Origin of the sequence: Streptomyces sp. CB02923, assembly GCF_001905005.1 — a bacterium.
Classification (GTDB): domain Bacteria; phylum Actinomycetota; class Actinomycetes; order Streptomycetales; family Streptomycetaceae; genus Streptomyces.
Map to the genome: position 1 here is coordinate 1 of NZ_LWKZ01000016.1, position 21,457 is coordinate 21,457.

At 72.2% G+C, this 21,457-nt stretch carries 20 protein-coding genes; 10 read left to right on the top strand and 10 right to left on the bottom strand.

Translation table 11 applies throughout. The features are described 5' to 3' along the window. Both A6A06_RS18070 and A6A06_RS18075 read left to right on the top strand, forming a co-directional pair. Positions 1–521 (top strand): FAD-dependent monooxygenase (locus A6A06_RS18070; protein WP_199930963.1); only part of this gene is annotated, 521 nt, incomplete at its 5' end. A gap of 71 nt (positions 522–592) precedes the next feature. Further along, positions 593–1,324, top strand: a complete 732-nt coding sequence (locus tag A6A06_RS18075; RefSeq protein ID WP_073762340.1) for a S1 family peptidase — start codon at positions 593–595, stop codon at positions 1,322–1,324. Here the strand turns inward: A6A06_RS18075 and A6A06_RS40910 are convergent. Continuing rightward, positions 1,321–2,258, bottom strand: a protein-coding gene (locus A6A06_RS40910; RefSeq protein WP_242440805.1) for an IS5 family transposase whose coding sequence is annotated in 2 segments (ribosomal slippage) — positions 1,321–1,833 and positions 1,836–2,258 — 936 coding nt in all. Because the reading frame shifts where the segments join, the coding sequence is not laid out codon by codon here. The two genes, A6A06_RS18075 and A6A06_RS40910, sit on opposite strands and share 4 nt — an antisense overlap. A gap of 133 nt (positions 2,259–2,391) precedes the next feature. Here A6A06_RS40910 and A6A06_RS18090 point away from each other — a divergent pair. Then, positions 2,392–3,090: a pyridoxine/pyridoxamine 5'-phosphate oxidase gene (locus tag A6A06_RS18090; RefSeq protein WP_073762342.1), complete on the top strand. Its 699-nt coding sequence runs from the start codon at positions 2,392–2,394 to the stop codon at positions 3,088–3,090. Between the two features lie 14 nt (positions 3,091–3,104). Here the strand turns inward: A6A06_RS18090 and A6A06_RS18095 are convergent, their stop codons facing one another. Further along, positions 3,105–3,617: a PH domain-containing protein gene (locus A6A06_RS18095; RefSeq protein ID WP_073762343.1), complete on the bottom strand. Its 513-nt coding sequence runs from the start codon at positions 3,615–3,617 to the stop codon at positions 3,105–3,107. Between the two features lie 135 nt (positions 3,618–3,752). Between A6A06_RS18095 and A6A06_RS18100 the strand changes: the two genes are divergently transcribed. Then, a complete protein-coding gene (locus tag A6A06_RS18100; RefSeq protein ID WP_199930964.1) occupies positions 3,753–4,724 on the top strand; it encodes an SMP-30/gluconolactonase/LRE family protein in 972 nt (323 codons plus the stop codon). Positions 4,725–4,757: 33 nt separating this feature from the next. On the opposite strand, the gene A6A06_RS18105 is transcribed toward A6A06_RS18100, so the two are convergent. Next, positions 4,758–5,258 carry a GNAT family N-acetyltransferase gene (locus A6A06_RS18105; RefSeq protein ID WP_073762344.1) on the bottom strand — a complete coding sequence of 167 codons (501 nt, stop codon included), beginning with the start codon at positions 5,256–5,258 and terminating at the stop codon, positions 4,758–4,760. A gap of 372 nt (positions 5,259–5,630) precedes the next feature. Here A6A06_RS18105 and A6A06_RS18115 point away from each other — a divergent pair, with 372 nt between their 5' ends. Then, positions 5,631–6,974 (top strand): cation:proton antiporter, encoded by a 1,344-nt coding sequence (locus tag A6A06_RS18115; RefSeq protein ID WP_073762345.1) that lies wholly within the window; start codon positions 5,631–5,633, stop codon positions 6,972–6,974. 53 nt (positions 6,975–7,027) lie between these two features. Here the strand turns inward: A6A06_RS18115 and A6A06_RS18120 are convergent, their stop codons facing one another. After that, entirely contained in the window at positions 7,028–7,489 is a 462-nt protein-coding gene (locus A6A06_RS18120) for a Zn-ribbon domain-containing OB-fold protein (RefSeq protein ID WP_079194105.1), read from the bottom strand. Positions 7,490–7,795: 306 nt separating this feature from the next. Between A6A06_RS18120 and A6A06_RS18125 the strand changes: the two genes are divergently transcribed. From A6A06_RS18125 to A6A06_RS18140, 4 genes are all read left to right on the top strand, one after another. Next, positions 7,796–9,043, top strand: coding sequence for a flavin-containing monooxygenase (locus tag A6A06_RS18125; protein WP_073762369.1), 1,248 nt, complete (start codon positions 7,796–7,798; stop codon positions 9,041–9,043). Between the two features lie 93 nt (positions 9,044–9,136). After that, positions 9,137–11,578: an acetate--CoA ligase family protein gene (locus A6A06_RS18130; protein WP_443333757.1), complete on the top strand. Its 2,442-nt coding sequence runs from the start codon at positions 9,137–9,139 to the stop codon at positions 11,576–11,578. Between the two features lie 217 nt (positions 11,579–11,795). Next, positions 11,796–12,752, top strand: coding sequence for an enoyl-CoA hydratase/isomerase family protein (locus A6A06_RS18135; RefSeq protein ID WP_073762370.1), 957 nt, complete (start codon positions 11,796–11,798; stop codon positions 12,750–12,752). 118 nt (positions 12,753–12,870) lie between these two features. Continuing rightward, the gene (locus tag A6A06_RS18140) at positions 12,871–13,527 is read left to right on the top strand and encodes a flavin reductase family protein (RefSeq protein ID WP_073762371.1); all 657 of its coding nucleotides are present in this window, start codon (positions 12,871–12,873) and stop codon (positions 13,525–13,527) included. Positions 13,528–13,540: 13 nt separating this feature from the next. Here the strand turns inward: A6A06_RS18140 and A6A06_RS18145 are convergent, their stop codons facing one another. The 3 genes from A6A06_RS18145 to A6A06_RS18155 all read right to left on the bottom strand — a co-directional run bounded on the left by A6A06_RS18145 (position 13,541) and on the right by A6A06_RS18155 (position 17,019). Next, entirely contained in the window at positions 13,541–14,608 is a 1,068-nt protein-coding gene (locus A6A06_RS18145; RefSeq protein WP_073762347.1) for an alcohol dehydrogenase catalytic domain-containing protein, read from the bottom strand. 75 nt (positions 14,609–14,683) lie between these two features. Further along, complete coding sequence (locus A6A06_RS18150; protein WP_073762372.1) at positions 14,684–15,859, bottom strand: acyl-CoA dehydrogenase family protein; 1,176 nt, start codon at positions 15,857–15,859, stop codon at positions 14,684–14,686. Between the two features lie 248 nt (positions 15,860–16,107). Continuing rightward, complete coding sequence (locus A6A06_RS18155; RefSeq protein ID WP_073762348.1) at positions 16,108–17,019, bottom strand: SDR family oxidoreductase; 912 nt, start codon at positions 17,017–17,019, stop codon at positions 16,108–16,110. Between the two features lie 92 nt (positions 17,020–17,111). Between A6A06_RS18155 and A6A06_RS18160 the strand changes: the two genes are divergently transcribed. Then, positions 17,112–18,053 (top strand): cyclase family protein, encoded by a 942-nt coding sequence (locus A6A06_RS18160; RefSeq protein ID WP_073762349.1) that lies wholly within the window; start codon positions 17,112–17,114, stop codon positions 18,051–18,053. A gap of 288 nt (positions 18,054–18,341) precedes the next feature. Here the strand turns inward: A6A06_RS18160 and A6A06_RS18165 are convergent, their stop codons facing one another. From A6A06_RS18165 to A6A06_RS18175, 3 genes are all read right to left on the bottom strand, one after another. Continuing rightward, positions 18,342–18,815, bottom strand: a complete 474-nt coding sequence (locus A6A06_RS18165; RefSeq protein ID WP_073762350.1) for an ATP-binding protein — start codon at positions 18,813–18,815, stop codon at positions 18,342–18,344. 414 nt (positions 18,816–19,229) lie between these two features. After that, positions 19,230–20,300: an acyl-CoA dehydrogenase family protein gene (locus A6A06_RS18170; protein ID WP_073762351.1), complete on the bottom strand. Its 1,071-nt coding sequence runs from the start codon at positions 20,298–20,300 to the stop codon at positions 19,230–19,232. A 9-nt stretch (positions 20,301–20,309) separates the two neighbouring features. Then, positions 20,310–21,446: an acyl-CoA dehydrogenase family protein gene (locus tag A6A06_RS18175; protein ID WP_073762352.1), complete on the bottom strand. Its 1,137-nt coding sequence runs from the start codon at positions 21,444–21,446 to the stop codon at positions 20,310–20,312. Positions 21,447–21,457: the final 11 nt, after the last annotated feature.

Sequence of the window (21,457 nt, forward strand, 5' to 3'; positions counted from 1 at the left end):
GCGCGCTGCTGGCGGACGCCTTCAAGGGCGTCGGCTGGCAGGTGCCGCGCCTCCTCGAAGCCTCCCGTACCGCCGACGACTTCTACTTCGACGGGCTGCACCTGATCGAGATGGACCGCTGGTCGCGCGGGCGCGTGGTCCTGCTGGGCGACGCCGCGCACTGCGCGTCCCCCGCGTCGGGGCAGGGCACGGGCATGGCGCTGGTGGGCGCGTACGTACTCGCCGGGGAACTGGCGGCGGCGGGCGGCGACCCGCGTACGGCCTTCGCGCGCTACGAGGCGGAGATGCGCCCGTACGTCACGGCGAACCAGCGGATGGCGGAGAAGTTCGTACCGCAGATGACACCCGCCACCCGGGCCGCCATCCGCTTCCGGCACGTGATGCTGCGAACGCTGCCCCACATGCCGTGGAAGAACTACGTCGCGAAGAAACTCGCCGAGGACGTACAGCACTGCGCCCACGCCATCACCCTCAAGCCTTACGGCACCCGCCGCCCGGCCCCGGTTCCCACATCGGCGTAAGCCGGAACCTTTTGCCCCGGCTGGGCATCTCTCCACCCGTAAGGGCACGGCCTGGTGAAGGGGTTGTTCGGATGGTGCGTCGAGTTCGTGTGCTGCTGTTGACTGCCGCACTGCTGCTGACGGGTTCGGTGATCTGGTCCGCGCCGGCCTCCGCCGTCATCGGCGGGGCGAAGAGCACCTACGGCCCGTGGGCGGTACGCATGCTCATCGACGGCCAGCCCACATGTACGGGGACGGCGGTCGCCCCCCAGTGGATACTCACCGCCTCGCACTGCTTCTACGAGCAGGCGCAGCCGGTCGCCGACAAGCGGATCTCCTTCCGGGTCGGCAACCTCGACATGCGCAAGGGCACCACGGTCCGGCCGCTGCCCGGCAAGCGGGTGGGCAGCACCGCCGACATGATGCTCGTCAAGGTTCCGAAGATGAACATCCCCACGGCGCGCCTGGCCACGGCCGGCGTCCGCGTCGGCCAGACCGTGCGGCAGTACGGGTGGGGCGCCACCTGCACCGACGACGAGAACGCCTGCCAGTCCCCCGTACTCAAGCAGTCGGACCTGCGGGTCGTACGGCCGGACGACCGCCGGTGCAAGGGCTACACGGCACCCGGCGGCCCGGACTTCTGCATGGAGAAGGTGACCGGGATTCCGGCCGGCGGCGACTCCGGCGGCCCGGTGATGAGCATCGGAGCGCACGGCACCGAAACCCTCCTCGGCGTCTTCAACGGCTCGGACCGGGAGACGGTCGCCCAGGCCGGAGAGGTCTCCCAGCAACTCGCCTGGATCCGCAAGGTCACCCGCGGCTAGGGTGTTTCTGATGGCTCTTGGACGGTGTCGTGGAGCCAGATGACGATTGCGGTGGCGGTCAGGGTGCCGTCGAAGATGTAGGCGCGTTTGTCGTAGCGGGTGGCCACCGCGCGGAACTGTTTCCACTTGCTCACGCACCGCTCGACGGCGTTGCGCTGCCGGTACTGGGTGGTGTCGAAGCCCGGTGGGCGGCCGCCGGCCCGGCCGCGGCGTCGGCGGTTGGCCTGCTGGTCGGCCGGTTCGGCGATAGTCGTCTTGATGTTCCGGCGGCGCAGGTAGGAGCGGTTGGCGCGGCTGGAGTACGCCTTGTCGCCGCGCAGACGGTCCGGGCGGCTGCGCGGGCGGCCTGGCCCGTGCCGCCGGATCCGCAGGCCTTCCAGGACGGGGGCGAGCATGGGGCTGTCGGCCTGCTGTCCGGGGGTGATCTGCCAGGTCAGCGGGCGAGCCCGGTCGTCGGCCAGCAGGTGGACCTTGCAGGTCAGTCCGCCCCGGGAGCGTCCCAGCGCCTCCCGTCCCCCGGCCTCCACTCGCGTCCCGCCCCTTTTTGCGGGACGTCGCGTGGCGGCCGGTGCCGGGCCCCGGCGGCGTGCTGGTGGGCCCGGCAGGAGGTGGAATCGATGTTCACCGCCCACTCCCGCTCCAGGTCACGGGCCAGTGCACCGTCGGGGTCGGCGGCGTCGGCCTCGATCTGCAGCTCGGTCAGGATGCGCTGCCAGGTGCCGTCCGCCGACCAGCGCCGATGCCGCTCATAGACGGTCTGCCAGGGGCCGTACCGCTCCGGAAGGTCCGGCCAGGGCACTCCGGTACGGGCGCGGAACAGCACCCCGTTGACCACCGTGCGGTGATCCGCCCACTGCCCGCCCGGCCGGCCGTTGGCCGGCAACAGCGATGCGATCTTCCGCCACTGCGCATCGGTCAGCTCATGTCGTCGCACCATGCCCGACGCCTGCCCAGCCAACAGCTTGGTCCACCCCACCGACAAGAGCCATCAGAAACGCCCTAGGCCGACTCGCGACAGGCACTGCCTGGTCCGCCGCCCCGCAGACCGGCGGACTAGGCTGCCGGCCATGGTCGAACACCCGGCAGAGAACGAACGCTTCCACGCCCTTCTCCGCTCCCTCCGCGTCTGGGACTGCGAGCTGCCCGCCATCGACCCCGACCCCGCGCACGCCCCGGCCGACCCGCTGCCCCTCTTCCGGCAGTGGCTGCGGGAGGCCGCGGAGGCGGGCGTGCCGGAGCCGCACACCATGACGCTCGCGACGGCGGACGCGGACGGCGACCCGAACGTACGCACCCTGATGCTGCACGACGCCGACGAGCGCGGCTGGCACTTCGCCTCCCACCGCGGCAGCCGCAAGGGCCGCGAACTCGCCGCCCGCCCGCGCGCCGCCCTCGGCTTCTACTGGGCGGGCCTCGGCCGCCAGGTCCGCGTACGGGGCCGGGTCACCGAAGCGGGCCCGGAGGAGAGCGCGGCCGACCTCCACCGCCGTTCGACGGGCGCGCTGGCCGCCGCCCTCGTGGGCCACCAGAGCGAAGTCCTCGCCTCGTACGCGGAACTGGAACGCGCCTCGGAAGCGGCCTGGGCCCGTGCCCAGGAGGACCCGGCCGCTCCCGTACCCAGCTGGACCCTGTACGTCCTGCGTCCCGACGAGGTCGAGTTCTTCCAGGGCGACGCCCGCCGACGGCACGTACGGATCAACTACCGCAGGGAGGGCGGGGCTTGCGCCGAGTCGGCGCCTTGGACCCGCGAACTCCTCTGGCCGTAGGCGCACCGGCGTGTTCAGACGCCCGCCGGTGCCGTCGCCGCCTTCCAGCGGCGGATCATCTCCCCCTTGGCCGCCTCCATGGCCGAGTCGAACTCCTCCTTGACCGGGGCGGGCAGGAAGACCCGCTCACCGCTCGCCAGATCCAGCCGGATCCGGTGGTGCGGTGTGCCCCGGTTGCGGTAGAGGGACGTGCCCTCACTCTTGTCGACACCGATGCTCGTGATGTCGTGCCAGGCGAAGGAGCGCCGCCGCAGCGGAGTCCTGACGCGTATGCCTTCGGCGCTGACGCGCGTACGGCTGGCGGTGCAGTAGTACAGGACGAGGGAAAGGGGCACGGCTATCCCGAGCACGATGGTCAACTCGCGCAGGTCATCGCCGCGCAGCTCCCCGTAGAAGCGCCGCCCGAACTCCGTCCACCCCATGCCGAAGGTGACGTAGCACAACGGGACGAACCCGCCGAGGAAGGCGAAGGCCAGGGCACTCCACTGCCACCAGCGGGACGCGGGACGGTACTCGATCGTTTCCACCCTTTAACCCTACGTCCCGCTCATATCCGCTCAGCACTGCGGCATTCGGGTCAACCGGGGCGGCGCGGCATGCTTCCCGACGTTACGGTTCCGGGAGGTGCAGCGGTCCCGACTGAAGGGGAAGGAGGACTGCCGATGCGCCGTACGACCGGGAGTTCGATGCGGCGCGGGCTCCTGGCCCTGTGCGTGGTGGCCGCTCTGGCCGGGACGTCGACAGCGGCACCGGCACCGGCGTCGACAGCGGCATCGGTACCGGAACGGGCTGCGACGCCGGGTAAAACGATCGTGCTGCCGGGCGCCACCTCGGCCGAAGGCATCGCCGCCGGGCACGGTTCCACCTTCTACGCGGGCGACTACTTCGGCGGAGACATCTACCGCGGCGACATCGAGGCGGGCACCGCCGCCCGTTTCATCGACGCGCCACGTGGCCGCAACGCCCTCGGCATGAAGGCCCACACCCGCCATGACCTGCTGTTTGTCGGCGGCGGCCGGACCGGCCAGGCGTATGTCTACGACACCAGGACCGGGCGAACGGTACGGAGTTACCGGTTCGGCCCCGCGGGCTCGGCGTTCGTCAACGACGTGGTCCTGACGCGCGACGGCGCCTGGTTCACCGACTCCCTCCAGGCCAAGCTCTACTTCGTACCCGTCGACCGGCACGGGGCGCCCGGCCGCTTCACCACCCTCCGCGTCAGCGGCCCGGCCGCCGAGATCAAGGGCCCGTTCAACCTCAACGGCATCCAGGCCACGCCCGACGGACGGACGCTGGTGGTCGCGCACTCCACCAAGGGCGCGCTCTACACCGTCGATCCGGCCAGCGGACGCAGTGCTGCCATCGCCGGGGTTCCCGTACCGCGGGTCGACGGCATCGTGTTGCACGGGCGCACTCTCTGGGCCGTCCAGGGCTTCCGTAACCAGGTGCAACGCATTGCGCTCAACGGCACCTTGACCAGGGGCAGAAGCAAGAAAACGATCAAGTCCGGACTGTTCCGGACCCCATCGACGGCGGCACGCTTCGGGGACACACTCGCCGTGGTCAACGCCAAGCTCCACACGGGCACACCGCCTACGGCGAAGCGGTACGAAGTCGTCGTGGTCGACGGCTGACTTCGGCGGGTCGCCGGGTCGCCGGATCGCCCGTCAGAAACGCTGGTACATGATGTGCAGGCCGACGTAGCCCTCGGTGGGGTGCAGGAAGCCTTCCGGGAGCGTCGTCATGACCTCGAAGCCGAGGGACTTCCAGAGGGCGACGGCACGCGTGTTGGTTTCGACCACCGCATTGAACTGCATCGCGCGGAAGCCGGACGTACGGGCCCAGTCGACGGCGTACTCACCGAGCGCACGCCCTGCGCCACGGCCGCCGTGGGCCGGGTCGACCATGAAAGAGGCGCTGGCGATGTGGGCGGCGCCGCCCATGTGGTTGGCGTTCATCTTGGCCGTGCCGAGGACCGTACCGTCGTCGTCCACGGCGACGACCGTGCGGCCGGGCGGGGTGAGCATCCACATCGCGCGGCTGGTCGGCTCGTCCATGTCCCGGTCGTAGCTGTACGTCTCGCCGGCCGCCACGATGTCGCGGAAGAACGGCCAGATGGCGGGCCAGTCGGCCGCGGTCGCTTCTCGGATCAGCACGCGGGCCGGCATGACTTGCGACGGGCGCGGCGGGCGAGCGAATTTCCGCGGGAGGCTGGGGTGGGGGCTGGGGCCGAGTCCGGGACTGAGGCCGGGACTGAGGCCGGGGCCGGGATTGGGGCCGGGATTGGGGCTGGGGTCGGGGCTGGGGCTGGGACTGAGGCCGGGCTTGGGACCGGGGTCGGGGCCGCATACGGAGGCGCCGCCCCTTCTTCTCCGTCCAGCCTTACGTGTGGCCGAATCCCACCGCTAGCATGAGGCCGGCGGAGCCGAGTGCCGGCACGCCCCTCTCCACGGATCGCGAGTGACCGGCCTCGCCCCCATTTTCTTCTTTTTCCTTCTTCCTCCTTCCTTACCTCTCTTCGGGCACGCGCGGAGGTGCGCATGACCGTTTCGGCTGCTCCAGTGGTTCCCTTCGGGGGGCACGACCTGTTCCTCTTCCTGCTCCAGGTGGGGCTGCTGCTCTCGCTCGCCTTCCTCCTCGGGAGGCTGGCGCTGCGCCTGGGGATGCCGGCCATCGTCGGCGAGCTGTGTGCGGGGCTGCTGCTGGGCCCGTCCGTACTGGCGCACGTAGCACCGGGCTTGAGCGACTGGCTGCTCCCGCACTCCCCCGACCGGTTCCACCTGCTGGACGCGGTCGGGCAGATCGGCGTCATCCTGCTCGTCGGCCTGACCGGGCTCAGCATGGACCTGAAGCTGGTGCGCCGCCAGGGCGGCACTTCCGCCCGGATCAGCGTCGCTGGCCTGTTCGTCCCACTGGGCCTCGGCGTGTGCACGGGCCTCCTGGTGCCTGCGGCGCTGGTGCCCGGAGGGACCGAGCGCAGCACGTTCGGGCTGTTCATGGGGGTGGCCATGGGGGTCAGCGCGATCCCCGTCATCGCCAAGACCCTGATCGAACTCAAGCTCATCCACCGCAACGTCGGCCAGTTGACGCTCAGCGCGGCGATGATCGACGACATCGTCGGCTGGATCCTGCTCTCCGTGGTCTCGGCCATGGCCACGACCGGCGTACGGACCGGGGACGTCGCGTTCTCCCTCGCGGGTCTGGCCGTAGTGATCGTCGTCGCGTTGCTGGCGCGCCCCCTGGTACGGCGTTCTCTGCGCGCAGCCGTACGCACCCGTGAGCGTGGGGCGGCCATCGCCCTCGTCACCATGTTCATCCTGCTGGGCGCCGCGGGGACGCAGGCGATGAAGCTGGAGGCGGTGTTCGGCGCGTTCGTCTGCGGGCTCCTGATCAACAGTTGCGGAGTGCTGGACGCCACCCGGCTCGCCCCGCTGCGTACGGTCGTCATGTGGGTGCTCGCCCCGCTGTTCTTCGCGATGGCCGGGCTGCGGATGGACCTGACCTCGCTGGCGAACGGAACGGTCGCCCTGACCGCCCTGGTCGTCCTGACCGTGGCTATCGCGGGCAAGTTCGCGGGCGCCTACCTGGGGGCCCGGCTGAGCCGCGTCGGCCACTGGGAGTCCCTGGCGATCGGTGCCGGGATGAACGCCCGGGGCGTGATCGAGGTCATCGTCGCCATGGTCGGCCTGCGGCTCGGGGTGCTCAGCCTGGAGATGTACACGATCATCGTCCTGGTCGCCATCGTCACCTCGCTGATGGCCCCGCCCCTGCTCCGTATGACGATGGCGCACGTCGAGTACACCGACGAGGAGAAGGAACGCGAGCGCCGCAACGCGGTGGACGAGCCGGCCGCCCCGGCGGAATCGTCGGTGGCCGGGCGCTGACAGGACACGCGGATGGCACTGTCGCGACCGTCCCGAGCTGCGGACCGCAGCCCTCAAGCGGGACGGAAGACGGGGACGGCCGGGACCGCACCTGTACTCGCGCCCACGCCTGTACCCGCGCCCGTATCCGTATCCGTACGGAAGCGGACCTGTAGTGGCATGCCGATCCGCAGGTCCGCCTCCGGGCAGTCGACGACCTCCGTCATCATCCGCGGGCCTTCGGCCAGGTCCACCACCGCGGCCACGTACGGCACGCGCTCGCCGAACGGCGGGAGGTCGTTGCGGTGCACCACCGACCACGTGTAGAGCGTGGCCCGGCCGCTCGCCTCCTCCCACACCACGTCTTCGCTCCAGCAACGCGGGCAGAACTCGCGCGGGTAGTGGTGCGCCGCCCCGCAGCCGTCGGCGCGGCAGCGGCGCAGGAGGAGCCGGCCCCGGGCCGCCGCTTCCCAGTAGGCGCTGCTGAACGCGTCGGCCTCCGGCAGGTCGAACCGGGGCGCGGCGGGTGACGTCACCGGCGCTTCTCCTCGCTCGGACTGCACCTTCGGTGCCACTGACGACCACCCGCTTCAGGTCGGTGCCGGGATTGCGTACTGACGGTCTGCGTACTGACGATGCGCGTGCTGACGGTCTGCGTACTGACGGTGCGCGTGCTGGCGGTCTGCGTGCTGAGGGTGTGCCCGCTGACGGCGTGCGTGCTGAGGGTGTTCGCGCTGACGGGCCGTCAGTCCAGCGGATGTTGGCCGGGATGCGCAAGGGGGTGGGCCCGGACGGAGAACCGTACGGCGACATGCGTGCGCTCCGCGGTTACCCTCACCGGCATGCCGGACGCCGCAGCGCACGCCAGCTCCTCCGCATCCAGCTCCTCCGCATCCAGCACCACACCGCCCGCTGCCGTTCCGCCCGTGTACGTCGTCGGGGGCGGGCCGGGCGGACTCGCCACCGCCGCCGTACTGGGCGCCTACGGCATCCGCGCCGTCGTCCTCGAAAAGGCCGACGCGGTGGGCGCCTCCTGGCGGGGCCACTACGACCGGCTGCGGCTGCACACCACGCGCCGCCTCTCCGGCCTGCCGGGCCTGGCGATACCGCGCGCGTACGGGCGGTGGGTCGGGCGTGACGACGTGGTGCGCTACCTGGAGCAGTACGCCGAGCACCACCACCTTGAGGTCGCCACGGGGGTCGAGGTGCGGCGCGTCGACCGCGCGGCGGACGGCGGGTGGGTCCTGCACGCGAACGGCGGGCGCAAACCGGCCGCCCGCACGGTCGTGATCGCCACCGGCTACAACCACACCCCGTACCTCCCCGACTGGCCCGGCCGCGACAGCTACCCCGGCGAACTGCTGCACGCCGGCGCCTACCGCAACGCCCGCCCCTACCAGGGCAAGGACGTCCTGGTCGTCGGCACCGGCAACACCGGGGCCGAGATCGCGGCCGACCTGGCGGCGGGCGGCGCGGCACGGGTACGGCTGGCGGTCCGCACCGCCCCGCACATCGTGCGCCGCTCGACGGCGGGCTGGCCCGCCCAGGCGACGGGCATCCTCGTACGCCGTCTGCCGCCGCGCCTGGTGGACCGGGCGGCCCACGTGATGCGCCGCCTCTCCGTGCCGGACCTGGCGGCGCACGGGCTGCCGATGCCGGACACCGGGCTGTACAGCCGGGTCCTGGAAGGGGCGATCCCGGTCCAGGACGTGGGGCTGATCGACGCCGTACGGAGCGGAGCGGTGCGGCCGGTGGCGGCGGTGGTCTCCTTCGACGGCGGCGTGGTGCGGCTCGCGGACGGTGACGCGATCGAGCCGGAGGCCGTCATCGCCGCCACCGGTTACCGGCGCGGCCTGGACGGCCTCGTCGGACACCTCGGCCTCCTCGACGCCCGTGGCCGCCCGCGCGTCCACGGCCCCCGCACGCTGCCGTCCGCACCGGGGCTGCACTTCACGGGCTATACGAACCCGATCAGCGGCATGTTCCGCGAACTGGCACTGGACGCACGCCGCATCGCCCGCGCCATCGCCACCGCCGCACCCCCGCTCGCCCCACCCGAACCATCCACACCGTCCGCCCGAAAGGTTTGACGGTCGCGGGCATTCCTGACGAGCCGTCAGTTCGCTTAACCTGACAGTGCGTCAGTTGAATCGGCAGCCGTCATACGGGAGCGGGCGTCAGCGATGCTTGGATCGACTCACGGCACCCTCACCACTCACTCCGGCCCGGCTCGCGCAGTGGCCTGCGGGCAGACACCACCGCGAACCGTCCACGGCACGGCCCCACCGCACACCCCCGGGCCACACGCCCCCGGGCCACAGCCAGGCCACGCGCAGCCAGGCGGGTCGCAGGCAGATGGCTCGCAGACGGGCGGGTCGCAGGTGGGCGGGTCGCAGGCGGGCGGGCCGCAGGCGGGCGGGTCGCAGGCAGCCGGGTCGCAGGCGGGCGGGCCTTACGCCGGGGACGGCTCGTGGGCCGGGTCCGGGTCCGGGTCCGGCGGCGCGGTGGCCGACCTGGACGTCAGCGGGCGCCCGCTGTACGCCCCCGTCCCCGACCTGGACCGTTTCTTCCGGCCCGCGTCGGTGGCGGTCGTCGGCGCCTCCGACAGCGAGGGCCGCCCGAACGCCGGCATCACCCGGCAGCTCATGGCGTGGGCCGAACGCGTCGGTGCCCGTCTGCACCCGGTCAACCCGGGCCGTAGCCACGTCTTCGGCCTGCCCTGTCTCACCTCCGTCTCCGACCTGCCCGAGCAGGTCGATCTCGCCGTACTGCTGGTCGCGGACCCGGTACCGGTCATCGAGGAACTGGCCGACGCCAAGGTCAGGTTCGCGGTGGCCTTCGCCTCCGGCTTCGCCGAGACCGGGGCGGCGGGCGCGGCCGCCCAGGACCGGCTCGCCGAGGCCGTGGCCCGTACCGGCATCCGGCTGCTCGGCCCGAACACCAACCTCAACGCCTTCGCGTCGTTCCGCGAGGACCTGGACGGCCCCGCCATCGCCCTGATCACACAGTCAGGCCACCAGGGCCGCCCGGTCTTCTCCCTCCAGGAACTGGGCATCCGGCTCTCGCACTGGGCCCCGACCGGCAACGAAGCCGATCTGGAGACCGCCGACTTCCTCTCCTACTTCGCCTCCCGTCCCGAGGTCGGGGCCATCGCCGCGTACATCGAAGGGTTCAAGGACGGCCGCAGCTTCCTGCTCGCCGCCGACCGGGCGGCCCGCAACAAGGTCCCGGTCGTCGCCGTCAAGGTCGGCCGCACCGAGGCCGGGGCCCGTACGGCCGCCTCCCACACCGGCAAACTGACCGGTGCCGACGCGGTGGTGGACGCGGCCATGCGGCAGTTCGGGGTGATCCGGGTGGACGGGCTGGACGAGCTCCAGGACACCGCGGCCCTGCTCGCCCGCGCCCGCACACCGGCGGCCGACGGCGTCGCCGTCTATTCGATATCCGGGGGCACCGGCGCCCACTTCGCGGACCTGGCGACGGCGGCCGGGCTGCGGCTGCCCGCACTGGACCGCGCCAAGCAGGACGAGCTGCACCAGTGGATCCCGGACTATCTCAGCGTCGCCAACCCGGTGGACAGCGGCGGGCATCCGGTCGGTGACCGGCGCGGCCGCAAGATCATCGACGCTCTGCTCGCCGACCCGTCCATCGGCGTACTGATCTGCCCGATCACCGGCCCGTTCCCGCCGATGAGCGACAAGCTGGCGCAGGACCTCGTGGACGCGGCGGAACGAACCGACAAGCTGGTGTGCGTCGTCTGGGGCTCGCCGGTCGGCACCGAGGACGCCTACCGGCACACCCTCCTCGGCTCCCGGCGCGTGGCGACCTTCCGCACGTTCGCCAACTGTGTGACGGCCGTCCGCGCCCACCTCGCCCACCACCGCTTCACCGCCGCCTACCGCTCCCCCTTCGACGACGCCCCGCGCACCCCCTCCCCGTCCGCACGCAAGGCACAGGAGCTGATACGCCCAGGCCAGCAGCTCAGCGAGCACGCCGCGAAGCAGCTGCTGCGCACATACGGCATCAGGGTGCCGCGCGAGCAGCTCGTCACCAGCGCGGCGGCGGCCGTGCGCGCCGCGAGCCTGGTCGGCTACCCCGTCGTCATGAAGGCGTCCGCGCCGCAGCTCACGCACAAGACGGAGCTGGGGCTCGTCAGGACCGGGCTGACCTCCGCCAGCCAGGTCCGGGACACCTACCGGGAGCTGGCCGACATCGCCCGCTACGAGAACATCGAGCTGGACGGCGTGCTCGTCTGCCAGATGGTCGAGCGGGGGGTGGAGATGGTCGTGGGCGTCACCCCGGACAGCCTCTTCGGGCCGACCGTGACCGTCGGGCTGGGCGGGGTGCTCGTCGAGGTCCTGCGGGACACCGCCGTCGGCGTCCCGCCCTTCGGCGAGGACCGGGCGCGCGCGATGCTCGGCGAGCTGCGCGGGCACGCCCTGCTGGACGGTGTACGGGGAGGGCCGCCGGCCGATGTGGACGCGCTCGTCGAGGTCGTGCTGCGCGTCCAGCGGATGGCGGTGGACCTGAGCGGCGAACTGGCCGAACTGGACATCAACCCGCTGATGGTGCTGCCGCGCGGACAGGGCGCCGTCGCGCTCGACGCACTCGCCGTCTGCCACTGACCGGGCGGACGGTGCATTGGACGGCCCAGCGGACAGCCGTGGGGCCTGCCGAGTGGCCGGCCGGGCCGTCGGCCAAGGCGTCGGTCGAGGTGTCGGCCAAGTCGTCGGCCGCACAGCCGACCGTACGACCGACCGCACGGTCAACCACGCACACGCCCACGCCCACGCCACCGCCCACGCCCATGCCCGCGAACTCGCAGCTTGGAGCCGCTTCGTCATGACGTCCACCCCCGTTTCCCCCGAACCCGGGCCCGCTGACTCATTGATACTCCACACCACTGACAACGCCGTGCTGTGGATCACCCTCAACCGCCCCGCCGCCCTCAACGCCTTGACCTGGGACCAGCGCGAACGCGTCATCACGCTGCTCTCCGACGCCTCCGCCGACCCGGCCGTACGGGCCGTCGTCCTCACCGCCACGGGCAAAGGTTTCTGCGCGGGGGCCGACCTGCGCGGCGGACCGGGAGGCGAGGGCGGGAAGCCGGAGACCAGCGGCGGAGAGGCCAAAACACAGACGCCCGAACGCGCTGCGGGCAACGTGCCCCGGGCCGCAGGCGACGAGGCACGGGCAGCGGGCGACGAGGCACGTACAGCAGGCGACGAGGCACGTACAGCGGGCGACGTCGCCCGGATGATCCGGCGCGGCGCCCAGCGTCTCATCACCGCTGTCCTGGACTGCGAGAAACCGGTCCTCGCCGCCGTCAACGGCACCGCAGCCGGTCTCGGCGCGCACCTCGCCCTCGCCTGCGACCTGGTGGTGGCGGCCGAGTCCGCCACGTTCATCGAGGTGTTCGTGCGCCGCGGCCTCGTGCCGGACGGCGGCGGCGCGTACCTGCTGCCGCGGCTCGTCGGCCCGCAGCGCGCGAAGGAGCTGCTGTTCTTCGGCGACGCCGTGACGGCGTCCGACGCCGAACGGATGGGGCTGATCAACCGGGTGGTCCCCGACGCCGGTCTGGAGAAGGCCGCACGGGACTGGGCAGAGCGGCTGGCCACCGGCCCGACCCGGGCGCTCGCCCTCACCAAGCAGCTGGTCAACGCCTCGCTGGACAGCGACCGCGGCACGGCGTTCGCCGCCGAGGCGGCGGCCCAGGAGATCAACATGACGACGGCGGACGCACGGGAGGGCGTCGCGTCCTTCGTCGAGCGCCGACGCCCCACGTACAGGGGGCGATGAGGCCCGGCCGCGCACTCCCCCCGCTCTCCCGCTCCCTTCCCCCTACCCCCTTCGCCTCCCCACCCTTCAAAACTGACGGAGCATCAGGTTCAATGGAGGCATGATGGGACACGCCGGTATGGCAGCCACCGCGGTGCGCTATCTGCGTTCGGTCGGCGCGCCGACCTCCACCACAGCCGCCGCAGCCGCCGCCACGGCACAGCCCCCCGCCCGCGCCGCCGAGCCGCCGCGCCCCGCCCTCCGAGCCGTACGGGAGGACGAGCGCGCGCCGCTGGACCCGGCCGCCTTCCGCGCCGTGCTCGGCCACTTCGCCAGCGGCGTCACGGTCGTCACCGCGCCCGCCCCCTGCGCGGCCGGTGCCCCCGGGGACGGTCCGGCGGGCTTCGCCTGCCAGTCGTTCGCGTCGTTGTCCCTCGATCCGCCGCTGGTCACGTTCATGGTGGCCCGTACGTCCACGACCTGGCCCCGGATCGCCCGCGCCGGCGTCTTCTGCGTCAACATCCTGGGCGCGGACCAGGAGGACCTGTGCCGCGCCTTCGCGGTCAGCGGCGCCGACAAGTTCGCGGGAGTCGTCCACACACCCGCCCCCGTCACCGGCTCGCCACGCCTGGCGGGCGCCCCCGCCTGGGTCGACTGCACGATCCAGGCCGTGCACACCGGAGGCGACCACCTCATCGTCGTGGGCCGGGTCGCCGCCCTCGGCACGGACCCGGCAGCCGCCGGGCCCGGCCCGCTCCTCTTCCACCGGGGCGCCTTCGGCCGCTTCAGCACGTAGGACGGCCCGCGGCTCAGAACGTCAGCACCCCGCGCGCCACCCGCCCCCGCCGCATGTCCTCCACCGCCTTCGCGAAGTCCTCCACCGCGTACGTCCTGGTCACCAGCTCGTCCAGGAGGAGGCGGCCCTCCTCGTAGAGCCTCGCGTACCGCGCGATGTCGCGCTGCGGGCGGGAAGAGCCGTAACGGCAGCCCAGGATGGACTTGTCCAGGTACATCGACGCGACCAGGAACGACGCCTCGGCGGCGGCCGGGGGCACGCCCAGCAGGACCGCCTGGCCGTGCCGGCCCAGGAGGTCCACGGCCTGCCGGATCAGCTCCGTACGGCCCACGCACTCGAAGGTGTGGTCGGCGCCGGACGGCAGGATGCCGCGGACGGCCTCGACGGTGTCCGGCACCGCCGACGCGTCGACGAAGTGCGTGGCCCCGAAGCGCCGTGCCGCCACCTCCTTCGCCGGGTTGACGTCCACGGCGACGATCACCGAGGCACCGGCCAGCCGGCCGCCCTGCAGCACGTTCAGCCCGATGCCGCCCGTGCCGAGGACCACCACCGAGTCTCCCTGCTCCACCCGCGCGCGGTTCAGGACGGCGCCGACCCCGGTCAGCACGCCGCACCCGATCAGCGCCGCCGACGTCAGCGGTATCTCCGGGGAGATCCGCACCGCCTGTACGGCTTTGACGACGGTGCGCTCCGCGAAGGCCGAGTTGGACGCGAAGCTGTACACCTCCCTGCCACCGTGCCGGAACGGCTTCCCTGGCATCCCGATCGACGCACGGCACATCGTCGGCCGCCCGCGGTCGCACTCCGCGCACGTACCGCAGTTGGCCAGCGTGGACAGCGCGACATGATCCCCTGCCGCTACATGACCGACCCCGCCCCCCACCTCCTCGACCACACCCGCGCCCTCATGCCCCAGCACCACTGGCACCGGATAAGGAATCGTCCCATCGACCACTGACACATCGCTGTGGCACAGCCCCGCCGCCCGGATACCGACCAGCACCTCCCCCGGCCCAGGCGCCCGCACCTCCAGGTCGTCCACGATCCGCGGCCGCCCACCGTCGAAAATGACGCCTCTCATCACCACTCCCGCCCGCCGTCGAAGATGACCTCTCTCATCGCCGCTCCCGCCCTCCGCCGAAGACGACCTCTCTCATCACCGCTCCCGCCCCCCTCCGAGGCCGAGCACGCGCCCGGCAATGATCGTGCGCTGGATCTCGTCCGAACCCCCGTAGACCGTGTCGGCCCGGCTGAAGAGGAAACGCCGCTGCTCAGCGTCGAGTTCGTACGCGGCGTCCGCCGTCCACGCGCCCGGCCCGCACGCCGCGCCCGCCCCCCGTACGTGCATCGCCAGCTCTCCCAACCGCTGGTGCCAGCCGGACCACAGCAGCTTCGCCACACTGGGCGCGCCCGCGTCACCGGCCGCCGGTCCGAGCGTGCGCAGCGCGTTCCACCGCATCACCCTCAGCTCGGCCCACTGCCGTACGATCCGGTCCCGCAGGACGGGATCGCGCGCCGCGCCCGTACGCACCGCCTCGGCGACGACCTGGCTCAACTCGGCGCCGAAAGTCACCTGCTGGGTAAGCGTGGAAACCCCCCGCTCCAGCTCCAGCAGCCCCATCGCCACCCGCCACCCGGCGCCGGGCCCGCCCACCACATCCCCGGCCCGCGCCACCGCCCCGTCGAAGTACACCTCGTTGAACTCGGCCGTCCCCGTCAGCTGCCGGATCGGCCGCACCTCGATACGCCCCGGCTGGTCCATCGGCACCAGCAGGAAGGACAGCCCCCGGTGCCGCCGCTCGCCCGGATCGGTCCTGGCGAGCACGAAGCACCAGTCGGCCTCCCGCGCGAGCGAGGTCCAGATCTTCTGCCCGCTGATGCGGTACGTGTCCCCGTCCCGCACGGCCGCCGTACGGACCGCCGCCAGGTCCGAGCCCGCGCCGGGCTCGCTGTAGCCCTGACACCACAGTTCCTCGCCGCGCGCGACGGGCGGCAGGAAACGTTTCCGCTGCGCGGCGTCCCCGTAAGCGATCAGCGTCGGCGCCAGCAGCTGCTCCCCGATGTGCCCCACCCGCTCCGGCGCACGCGCCGCGGCGTACTCCTCCGCCCACACGACCTGCTGCGTCAGCGTGGCCGCCCGGTTCCCGTACGAGCCGTACGCACGGTCCCACCCGATCCCGACCCACCCACCCCGCCCCAACTCCCGCTCCCAGGCCCGCCGTACAGCAACATCGTCACGCCCGGAAAGCCACTCCCCACTCAGATGCTCCGCCAGCCAGCGACGCACCTCCCCCCGAAACACCCCGTCTTCGACACCGACCGAAAAATCCACCGCAAGCCTCCCACCGAGATCAGCCCCGACCACCTCTCCTCCCTCCCACCCACGGAAGGGGGCGGGCCGGAGCGGCCTGCCGCGCAGGCCCGTCCCCGAACCAGACAGCCCCGCGCAGCGGCCACCGCCCGCCGCAGGCGCAACGAACCCGCACCCGAAGGCGAACCGTCACCGCCAAACCGGCCAGGCCCGCCGCAGGCAAACCGCACCCGAGGGCGAACCGGAACCGCCAAACCGGCCCAGCGCCGCTACGCGTTGGGCCGCCGCCCCCCAGCCGCATCAGCGGCCATCCCCTCCACCCGCTCCAGCAACGGCATCGGATCGATCCCCACCGCCCCCGGCAGGAAGGCCGCGATCTTCTCCGGCGTCCACCCGCCCTCCGCGTACCCGGAGCGCAGCTCCCTCGGCTGGGCCCACACCGCGATCTTCGGCCCGGCGACCGTGTAGACCTGCCCGGTGATCCGTTCCTTCTTGGCGCGGTCGCTGAGCAGGTAGACGACGAGGGCCGCGACGTCCTCGGGCTCGCCGATCTCCGTCAGTTCCGTCGGTACGCCGGCGGACATCCGCGTACGGGCGACGGGCGCGACCGCGTTGGCGGTCACGCCGTACCGGCTCAGGCCGAGCGCGGCGCTGCGCACCAGCGAGATGATGCCGCCCTTGGCCGCCGCGTAGTTGGCCTGGGAGACGCTGCCCTGGTGGTTGCCGCTGGTGAAGCCGATGAGGGTGCCGGACTTCTGCCGGCGCATGACCGCCGAGGCCGCCCGGAAGACGGTGAACGTGCCTTTCAGGTGGGTGGCGACGACCGGGTCCCACTCCTCCTCGGTCATGTTGAAGAGCATCCGCTCGCGCAGGATGCCGGCCACGCACACCACGCCGTCGACGCGTCCGTAGCGCGTGAGCGCCGTGTCCACGACGCGCCGGCCGCCCTCCATCGTGGACACGTCGTCCGCGACGGCGACCGCCTCGCCGCCCGCCTGTTCGATCTCCTTGGCCACCGCCTCGGCGACCTCGCTGCTCGGCTCGGCGCCGTCGACCGCGACCCCGTAGTCGTTGACGACCACCCGGGCGCCCTGTCCGGCGCAGGCGAGGGCCACCGCGCGCCCGATGCCGCGGCCCGCACCGGTGACGGCGATCACTTTGTCCGCCAAGAAGTTCCCCATGCCGCGCCCCTTCCCGCAGTTTCTGACGACCCGTTAGATTTTTGAGCAGTCCCGCACCGAGCACAAGACCCGGCGCACCCCGAGGAGGGCCCATGCCGCTGCCCGCCGAGTTCCACGCCCTCGCCGAACGGGTGAACAACTGGGGCCGCTGGGGCGCGGACGACGAGATCGGCACGCTCAACCTGCTGACACCCGACGTCGTACGGGAGGCCGCCGCCACCGTCCGCTCCGGGCGCCGCGTCCCGCTCGCGCTGCCGCTGCGGCAGGACGGCGTACAGATCGGACTGATCCCCGGCCGGATCAACCCGCTGCACACCATGACCGCGATCAACCAGGAGATCTTCGGCCCGGGGACGGTCGCCACCTCCGACGACGCCGTCACCATGGGCCTCCAGGCGGCCACCCACTGGGACGGCCTGACCCACGTCTCGCACTCCGGCCGGCTCTACAACAACCGCCCCGCGGACTCCGTCACCGCGCACGGCGGCGCCACCGCCCTCGGCATCGAGAAGGCGCCGCCGATCGTCTCGCGCGGCATCCTGCTCGACGTGGCCCGCGCCCGCCGCGAGGACCCGCAGAGCCCCGGGCGGCTGCCCGCCGGTCACGCGGTGACCCCGGAAGACCTGGACGCGGCGGAGGAACTGGCCGGGACGCGGGTACGGCCCGGCGACATCGCCCTCGTCCGCACCGGGCAGATCCAGCACTACCTGGCCGGCGACCGGGACGCGTACGCCTTCCCGTCACCCGGGCTGTCGGTCCGTACGCCCGCGTGGTTCCACGCGCGCGATGTCGCGGCCGTCGCCAACGACACCCTCACCTTCGAGATCTTCCCGCCGGAGATCGACGGCCTCTGGATGCCCGTACACGCACTGCACCTGGTGGAGATGGGCATGCTCCAGGGCCAGAACTGGAACCTGGAGGAGCTGGCCGGGGCCTGCGCGGAGGCGGGCCGCTACGCGTTCTTCCTCAGCGCGATGGCGGAGCCGTTCGTGGGCGGCACGGGGGCACCGGTGGCGCCGGTGGCGGTTCTCTGAAGCCTCTGAAAACCCTGCGGCGGAACGCCTGAAACCCCTGCGCCGAAGCCCCTGAAACCCCTGCGGCGGCCGTACGCGGAGAAACGCTCCTCCGCCCCCAGCCGGATGGCGGTACGCCCGTGCGCACCCCGAGCGCGGCACCGCGGACCACCACCCGGCTACAGGTCGCGACCCGCGCTCGCCGAGGCACTGCCCCCGCACCCTCGGCGTCCCCTCGCGGCGAATCGCTTCACCCCAGCGTCATCAACCACACACGCCACGTCAACACCTGGTCTGGACTTTCCTCGGTCACGCGCGGTGCGGGAGGGCGCAGTGCGGGTCGTACGCACCCAGGTCCGAACCGGCGGCCAGCAGCATCGACTGGGCGCGGTCCACCTCGCACCAGATGCTCTTGCCGGCCCCCTCGGGCCGCCAGCCCCAGCGGTCCGCCAGCCCGTCGACCAGCTCCAGGCCGCGGCCGTTCATGTCGTCGCCGTCGGCGCGCCGGGGGCGCGGCGCACGGGCACTGCGGTCCGCGACCTCGACTCGTACGGTGCCCACCACGGCACCCGAACCGGAGAAGCACATCCGCAGCTCGGCGGGGTTTCCGGTATGCACGACGGCATTGGTGACCAACTCGGAGATCAGCAGGATCAGCGTCTCCGCCAGTGGCTCGTCGGCCTCTATGCCCGAGCCGGCCAGCCGCGACCTGGCCCACCTACGGGCCCGCCCCACCTCCGCGGGGTCAGGCCGGACTTCCAACTGCACTTGAAGCACCTGCACCGCTCACACCATCCGAACCGGCGGACACATCGCCTCGCGCCTCCGCGGGGTCACACTCCGTGACCCCGGTGAAGCACAGCATGGTTGACGTTCAGTCACCCCAACAAGCGCTTCGGGCATATTCCAGCGCAAGGGAGTATGCGTGGTGCATACTGTGCGACGCGCTTTGCCGGGAGTCGAACAAGAGGACTCAGCAACCCTCCTTCGAGGGCGAGCGGAGCACATTCGGCATCCCGGGTCGGTCACGACGACCCCACGGGAACAGTTGCGCCTCAGAACCACTCGCACCCAAGGGAGCGTACCCGAGCGGGACGCCGACTCCCCCCTGTGACGAGTTACGCCCAGGACACAACCCGATATCGACCCTCCGTGACCGCTCGCATGTACGGAATCCGACATTCCGCACAAGATGCACTACACGCCGACATTGCCGGTCAGCAGAGCCTCAGCGAGAACTTCTTCCGCATTTGGCCTGCTTTGCCACTGTTCGACCCGCAACCATGCTCGTTTGAGATGCAGATGTACGTCCGCCTCCCAGGTGAAGCCCATACCGCCGTGCACCTGGAGGCAGTCCCGGGCGTTGCGCACCGCGGCCTCGTCGGCGAGCAACTTCGCGCCGACTACTGCGAGTGACTGATCGACGAGAGAAGCCGCATATACGGCACTTCGCGCTATTTCCACTCGTATCAGCATCTCGGCGCACAGATGTTTCACTGCTTGGAACGATCCGATCCGTACGCCGAACTGCTCACGCCGCCCGGCGTGTTCCACCGCCATCTCGACCGTACGGGCAGCACTGCCCAGCTGGAGCGCCGCGGTCAGCAGGGCGGCCTCACGGCGCAGCCGGGGCACGTCCAGAGAGCGCGGCGCGCGGCGTGGATAAGAGGTCACGCGCGCGAGCGGCGTCAGCGGATCGATCGAGCACACGGGCTCCTGAACGGGCCAGCCCGGATCATTCCAATACGCACGCCCGCACGCGTCCCCGTACGCGGCTCCGGACACGCCCCCGTACGCGTCCGCCCCCGGACCCCCAGCCACCCCGCCCTCGATCAAGATCAATTCATCGCAGTCCCCCGGGTGTTCCCAGAGCCCTCCCCCACCCGCTCCCACCTCGTACGCCCCCATCTCGTACGGCCCCATTCCGTACGACCCCACCTCGCACAGCCCCACCACCCGCTCCCCCTCCGCCACCCCCGGCACCACTCCCGCCAGCAGCTGCCCCGCCACCAGCGGCCCCGGCAGCAGCGCCCGCCCCGCCTCCTCGAAGACCAGCACCGCCTCCGGCAGCCCGAGCCCCACCCCGCCGTCCGCCTCCGGCAGCCGCAGGGCGAAGAACCCGGCCGCGCCCAGCTCACGCCAGAGCGCGCGGTCGAGCGCGGGGTGCTCCACGGCCGCCCGCAGCCGGTCCCTCCCGAAGCGCCGTGCCAGCAGTTCGCGGGTTCCCGACTGCAAGGCCCGTTGATCAGCGGTGGGTCGGAGGTCCACGGTGCCCGTTCACCGTCCCTTCGGCAGGCCGAGGATGCGCTCGGCGATGATGTCGCGCTGGATCTGCGACGTACCGGCCGCGATCGTGTACGCGAGGGACGACAGCCGGTCCGCCGTCCACTCCTGGTCCGCGTCCAGCGCGCCGGCCGCCCCCAGCACCTCGGCGGCCGCGTCGTACAGCTCCTGGCGGGCCTGCGAATAGCGCAGCTTGAAGACCGAGCCGCCCGCGCCCGGCACGCCGCCCGCCTCCCTGGCCGCGCCGACGTTGCGCTGGATGAGCCGCCACAGCGCGGTGAACTCGGCGTTCAGCCGGCCCAGCCGACGGCGCAGCACCGGGTCGTCCCAGCGCCCGTTCGCCCGTGCCGTACGGGCCAGCGCGCCGAGCGTACGGCGGCAGGCGACGACCTCGCCGACGAAGGCGGTGCCCCGTTCGAAGGAGAGCGTGACCATGGTGACGCGCCAGCCGTCGTGCTCGGCGCCGACCCGGTTCGCCACCGGCACCCGGACCGCGTCGAGGAAGACCTCGGCGAACTCGGCCGGGCCCGCGAGGGTACGCAGCGGCCGTACGGTGATCCCGGGCGCGTCCATCGGCATCGCCAGCCAGGAGATCCCCCGGTGTCTGGGCGCCTCCGGGTCCGTACGCACCAGCAACTCGCACCAGTCGGCGATCTCCGCGTGCGAGGTCCAGATCTTCTGCCCGGTGATCACGTAGTCGTCGCCGTCGCGGACCGCCCGCGTACGCAGGGCGGCGAGGTCGGAGCCCGCCTCCGGCTCGCTGAAACCCTGGCACCAGACCTCGTCGCCGCGCACGATGGGCGGAAGCCAGCGGGCGCGCTGCCCGTCCGTGCCCTCGGCGGCGATGGTCGGCCCGGCGTGCAGCAGCCCGACGAAGTTGGCGCCGACGTAGGGGGCCCCGGCCCGTTCCGTCTCCTCCAGGAAGATCAGCCGCTGGGTGGGTGAGGCGTCCCAGTGCAGGGCGCCGTACCCGGCGTCGTACAGCCGCCGCTGCCAGCCGAGGTCGTACGCGCGGCGGCCCGGCCAGTCCAGCGGGTCGGGCCGCGCCGGCAGGTCCGGGAGGGTCTTGGCGAGCCACTCCCGGAGCCGCGCACGGAACTCCTCCTCCGCGGGCGAGTACGTCAGGTCCATCGGCCGAGTCC

Coding starts and splice junctions, on each gene's coding strand:
- A6A06_RS18145 (WP_073762347.1), bottom strand. CDS start 14,608: ATGAGAGGCGTCATTTTCGACGGTGGGCGGCCGCGGATCGTGGACGAC.
- A6A06_RS18125 (WP_073762369.1), top strand. CDS start 7,796: ATGCCGGACGCCGCAGCGCACGCCAGCTCCTCCGCATCCAGCTCCTCC.
- A6A06_RS18140 (WP_073762371.1), top strand. CDS start 12,871: ATGGCAGCCACCGCGGTGCGCTATCTGCGTTCGGTCGGCGCGCCGACC.
- A6A06_RS18090 (WP_073762342.1), top strand. CDS start 2,392: ATGGTCGAACACCCGGCAGAGAACGAACGCTTCCACGCCCTTCTCCGC.
- A6A06_RS18155 (WP_073762348.1), bottom strand. CDS start 17,019: ATGGGGAACTTCTTGGCGGACAAAGTGATCGCCGTCACCGGTGCGGGC.
- A6A06_RS18075 (WP_073762340.1), top strand. CDS start 593: ATGGTGCGTCGAGTTCGTGTGCTGCTGTTGACTGCCGCACTGCTGCTG.
- A6A06_RS18160 (WP_073762349.1), top strand. CDS start 17,112: ATGCCGCTGCCCGCCGAGTTCCACGCCCTCGCCGAACGGGTGAACAAC.
- A6A06_RS18135 (WP_073762370.1), top strand. CDS start 11,796: ATGACGTCCACCCCCGTTTCCCCCGAACCCGGGCCCGCTGACTCATTG.
- A6A06_RS18130 (WP_443333757.1), top strand. CDS start 9,137: ATGCTTGGATCGACTCACGGCACCCTCACCACTCACTCCGGCCCGGCT.
- A6A06_RS18115 (WP_073762345.1), top strand. CDS start 5,631: ATGACCGTTTCGGCTGCTCCAGTGGTTCCCTTCGGGGGGCACGACCTG.
- A6A06_RS18175 (WP_073762352.1), bottom strand. CDS start 21,446: ATGGACCTGACGTACTCGCCCGCGGAGGAGGAGTTCCGTGCGCGGCTC.
- A6A06_RS18100 (WP_199930964.1), top strand. CDS start 3,753: ATGCGCCGTACGACCGGGAGTTCGATGCGGCGCGGGCTCCTGGCCCTG.
- A6A06_RS18105 (WP_073762344.1), bottom strand. CDS start 5,258: ATGCCGGCCCGCGTGCTGATCCGAGAAGCGACCGCGGCCGACTGGCCC.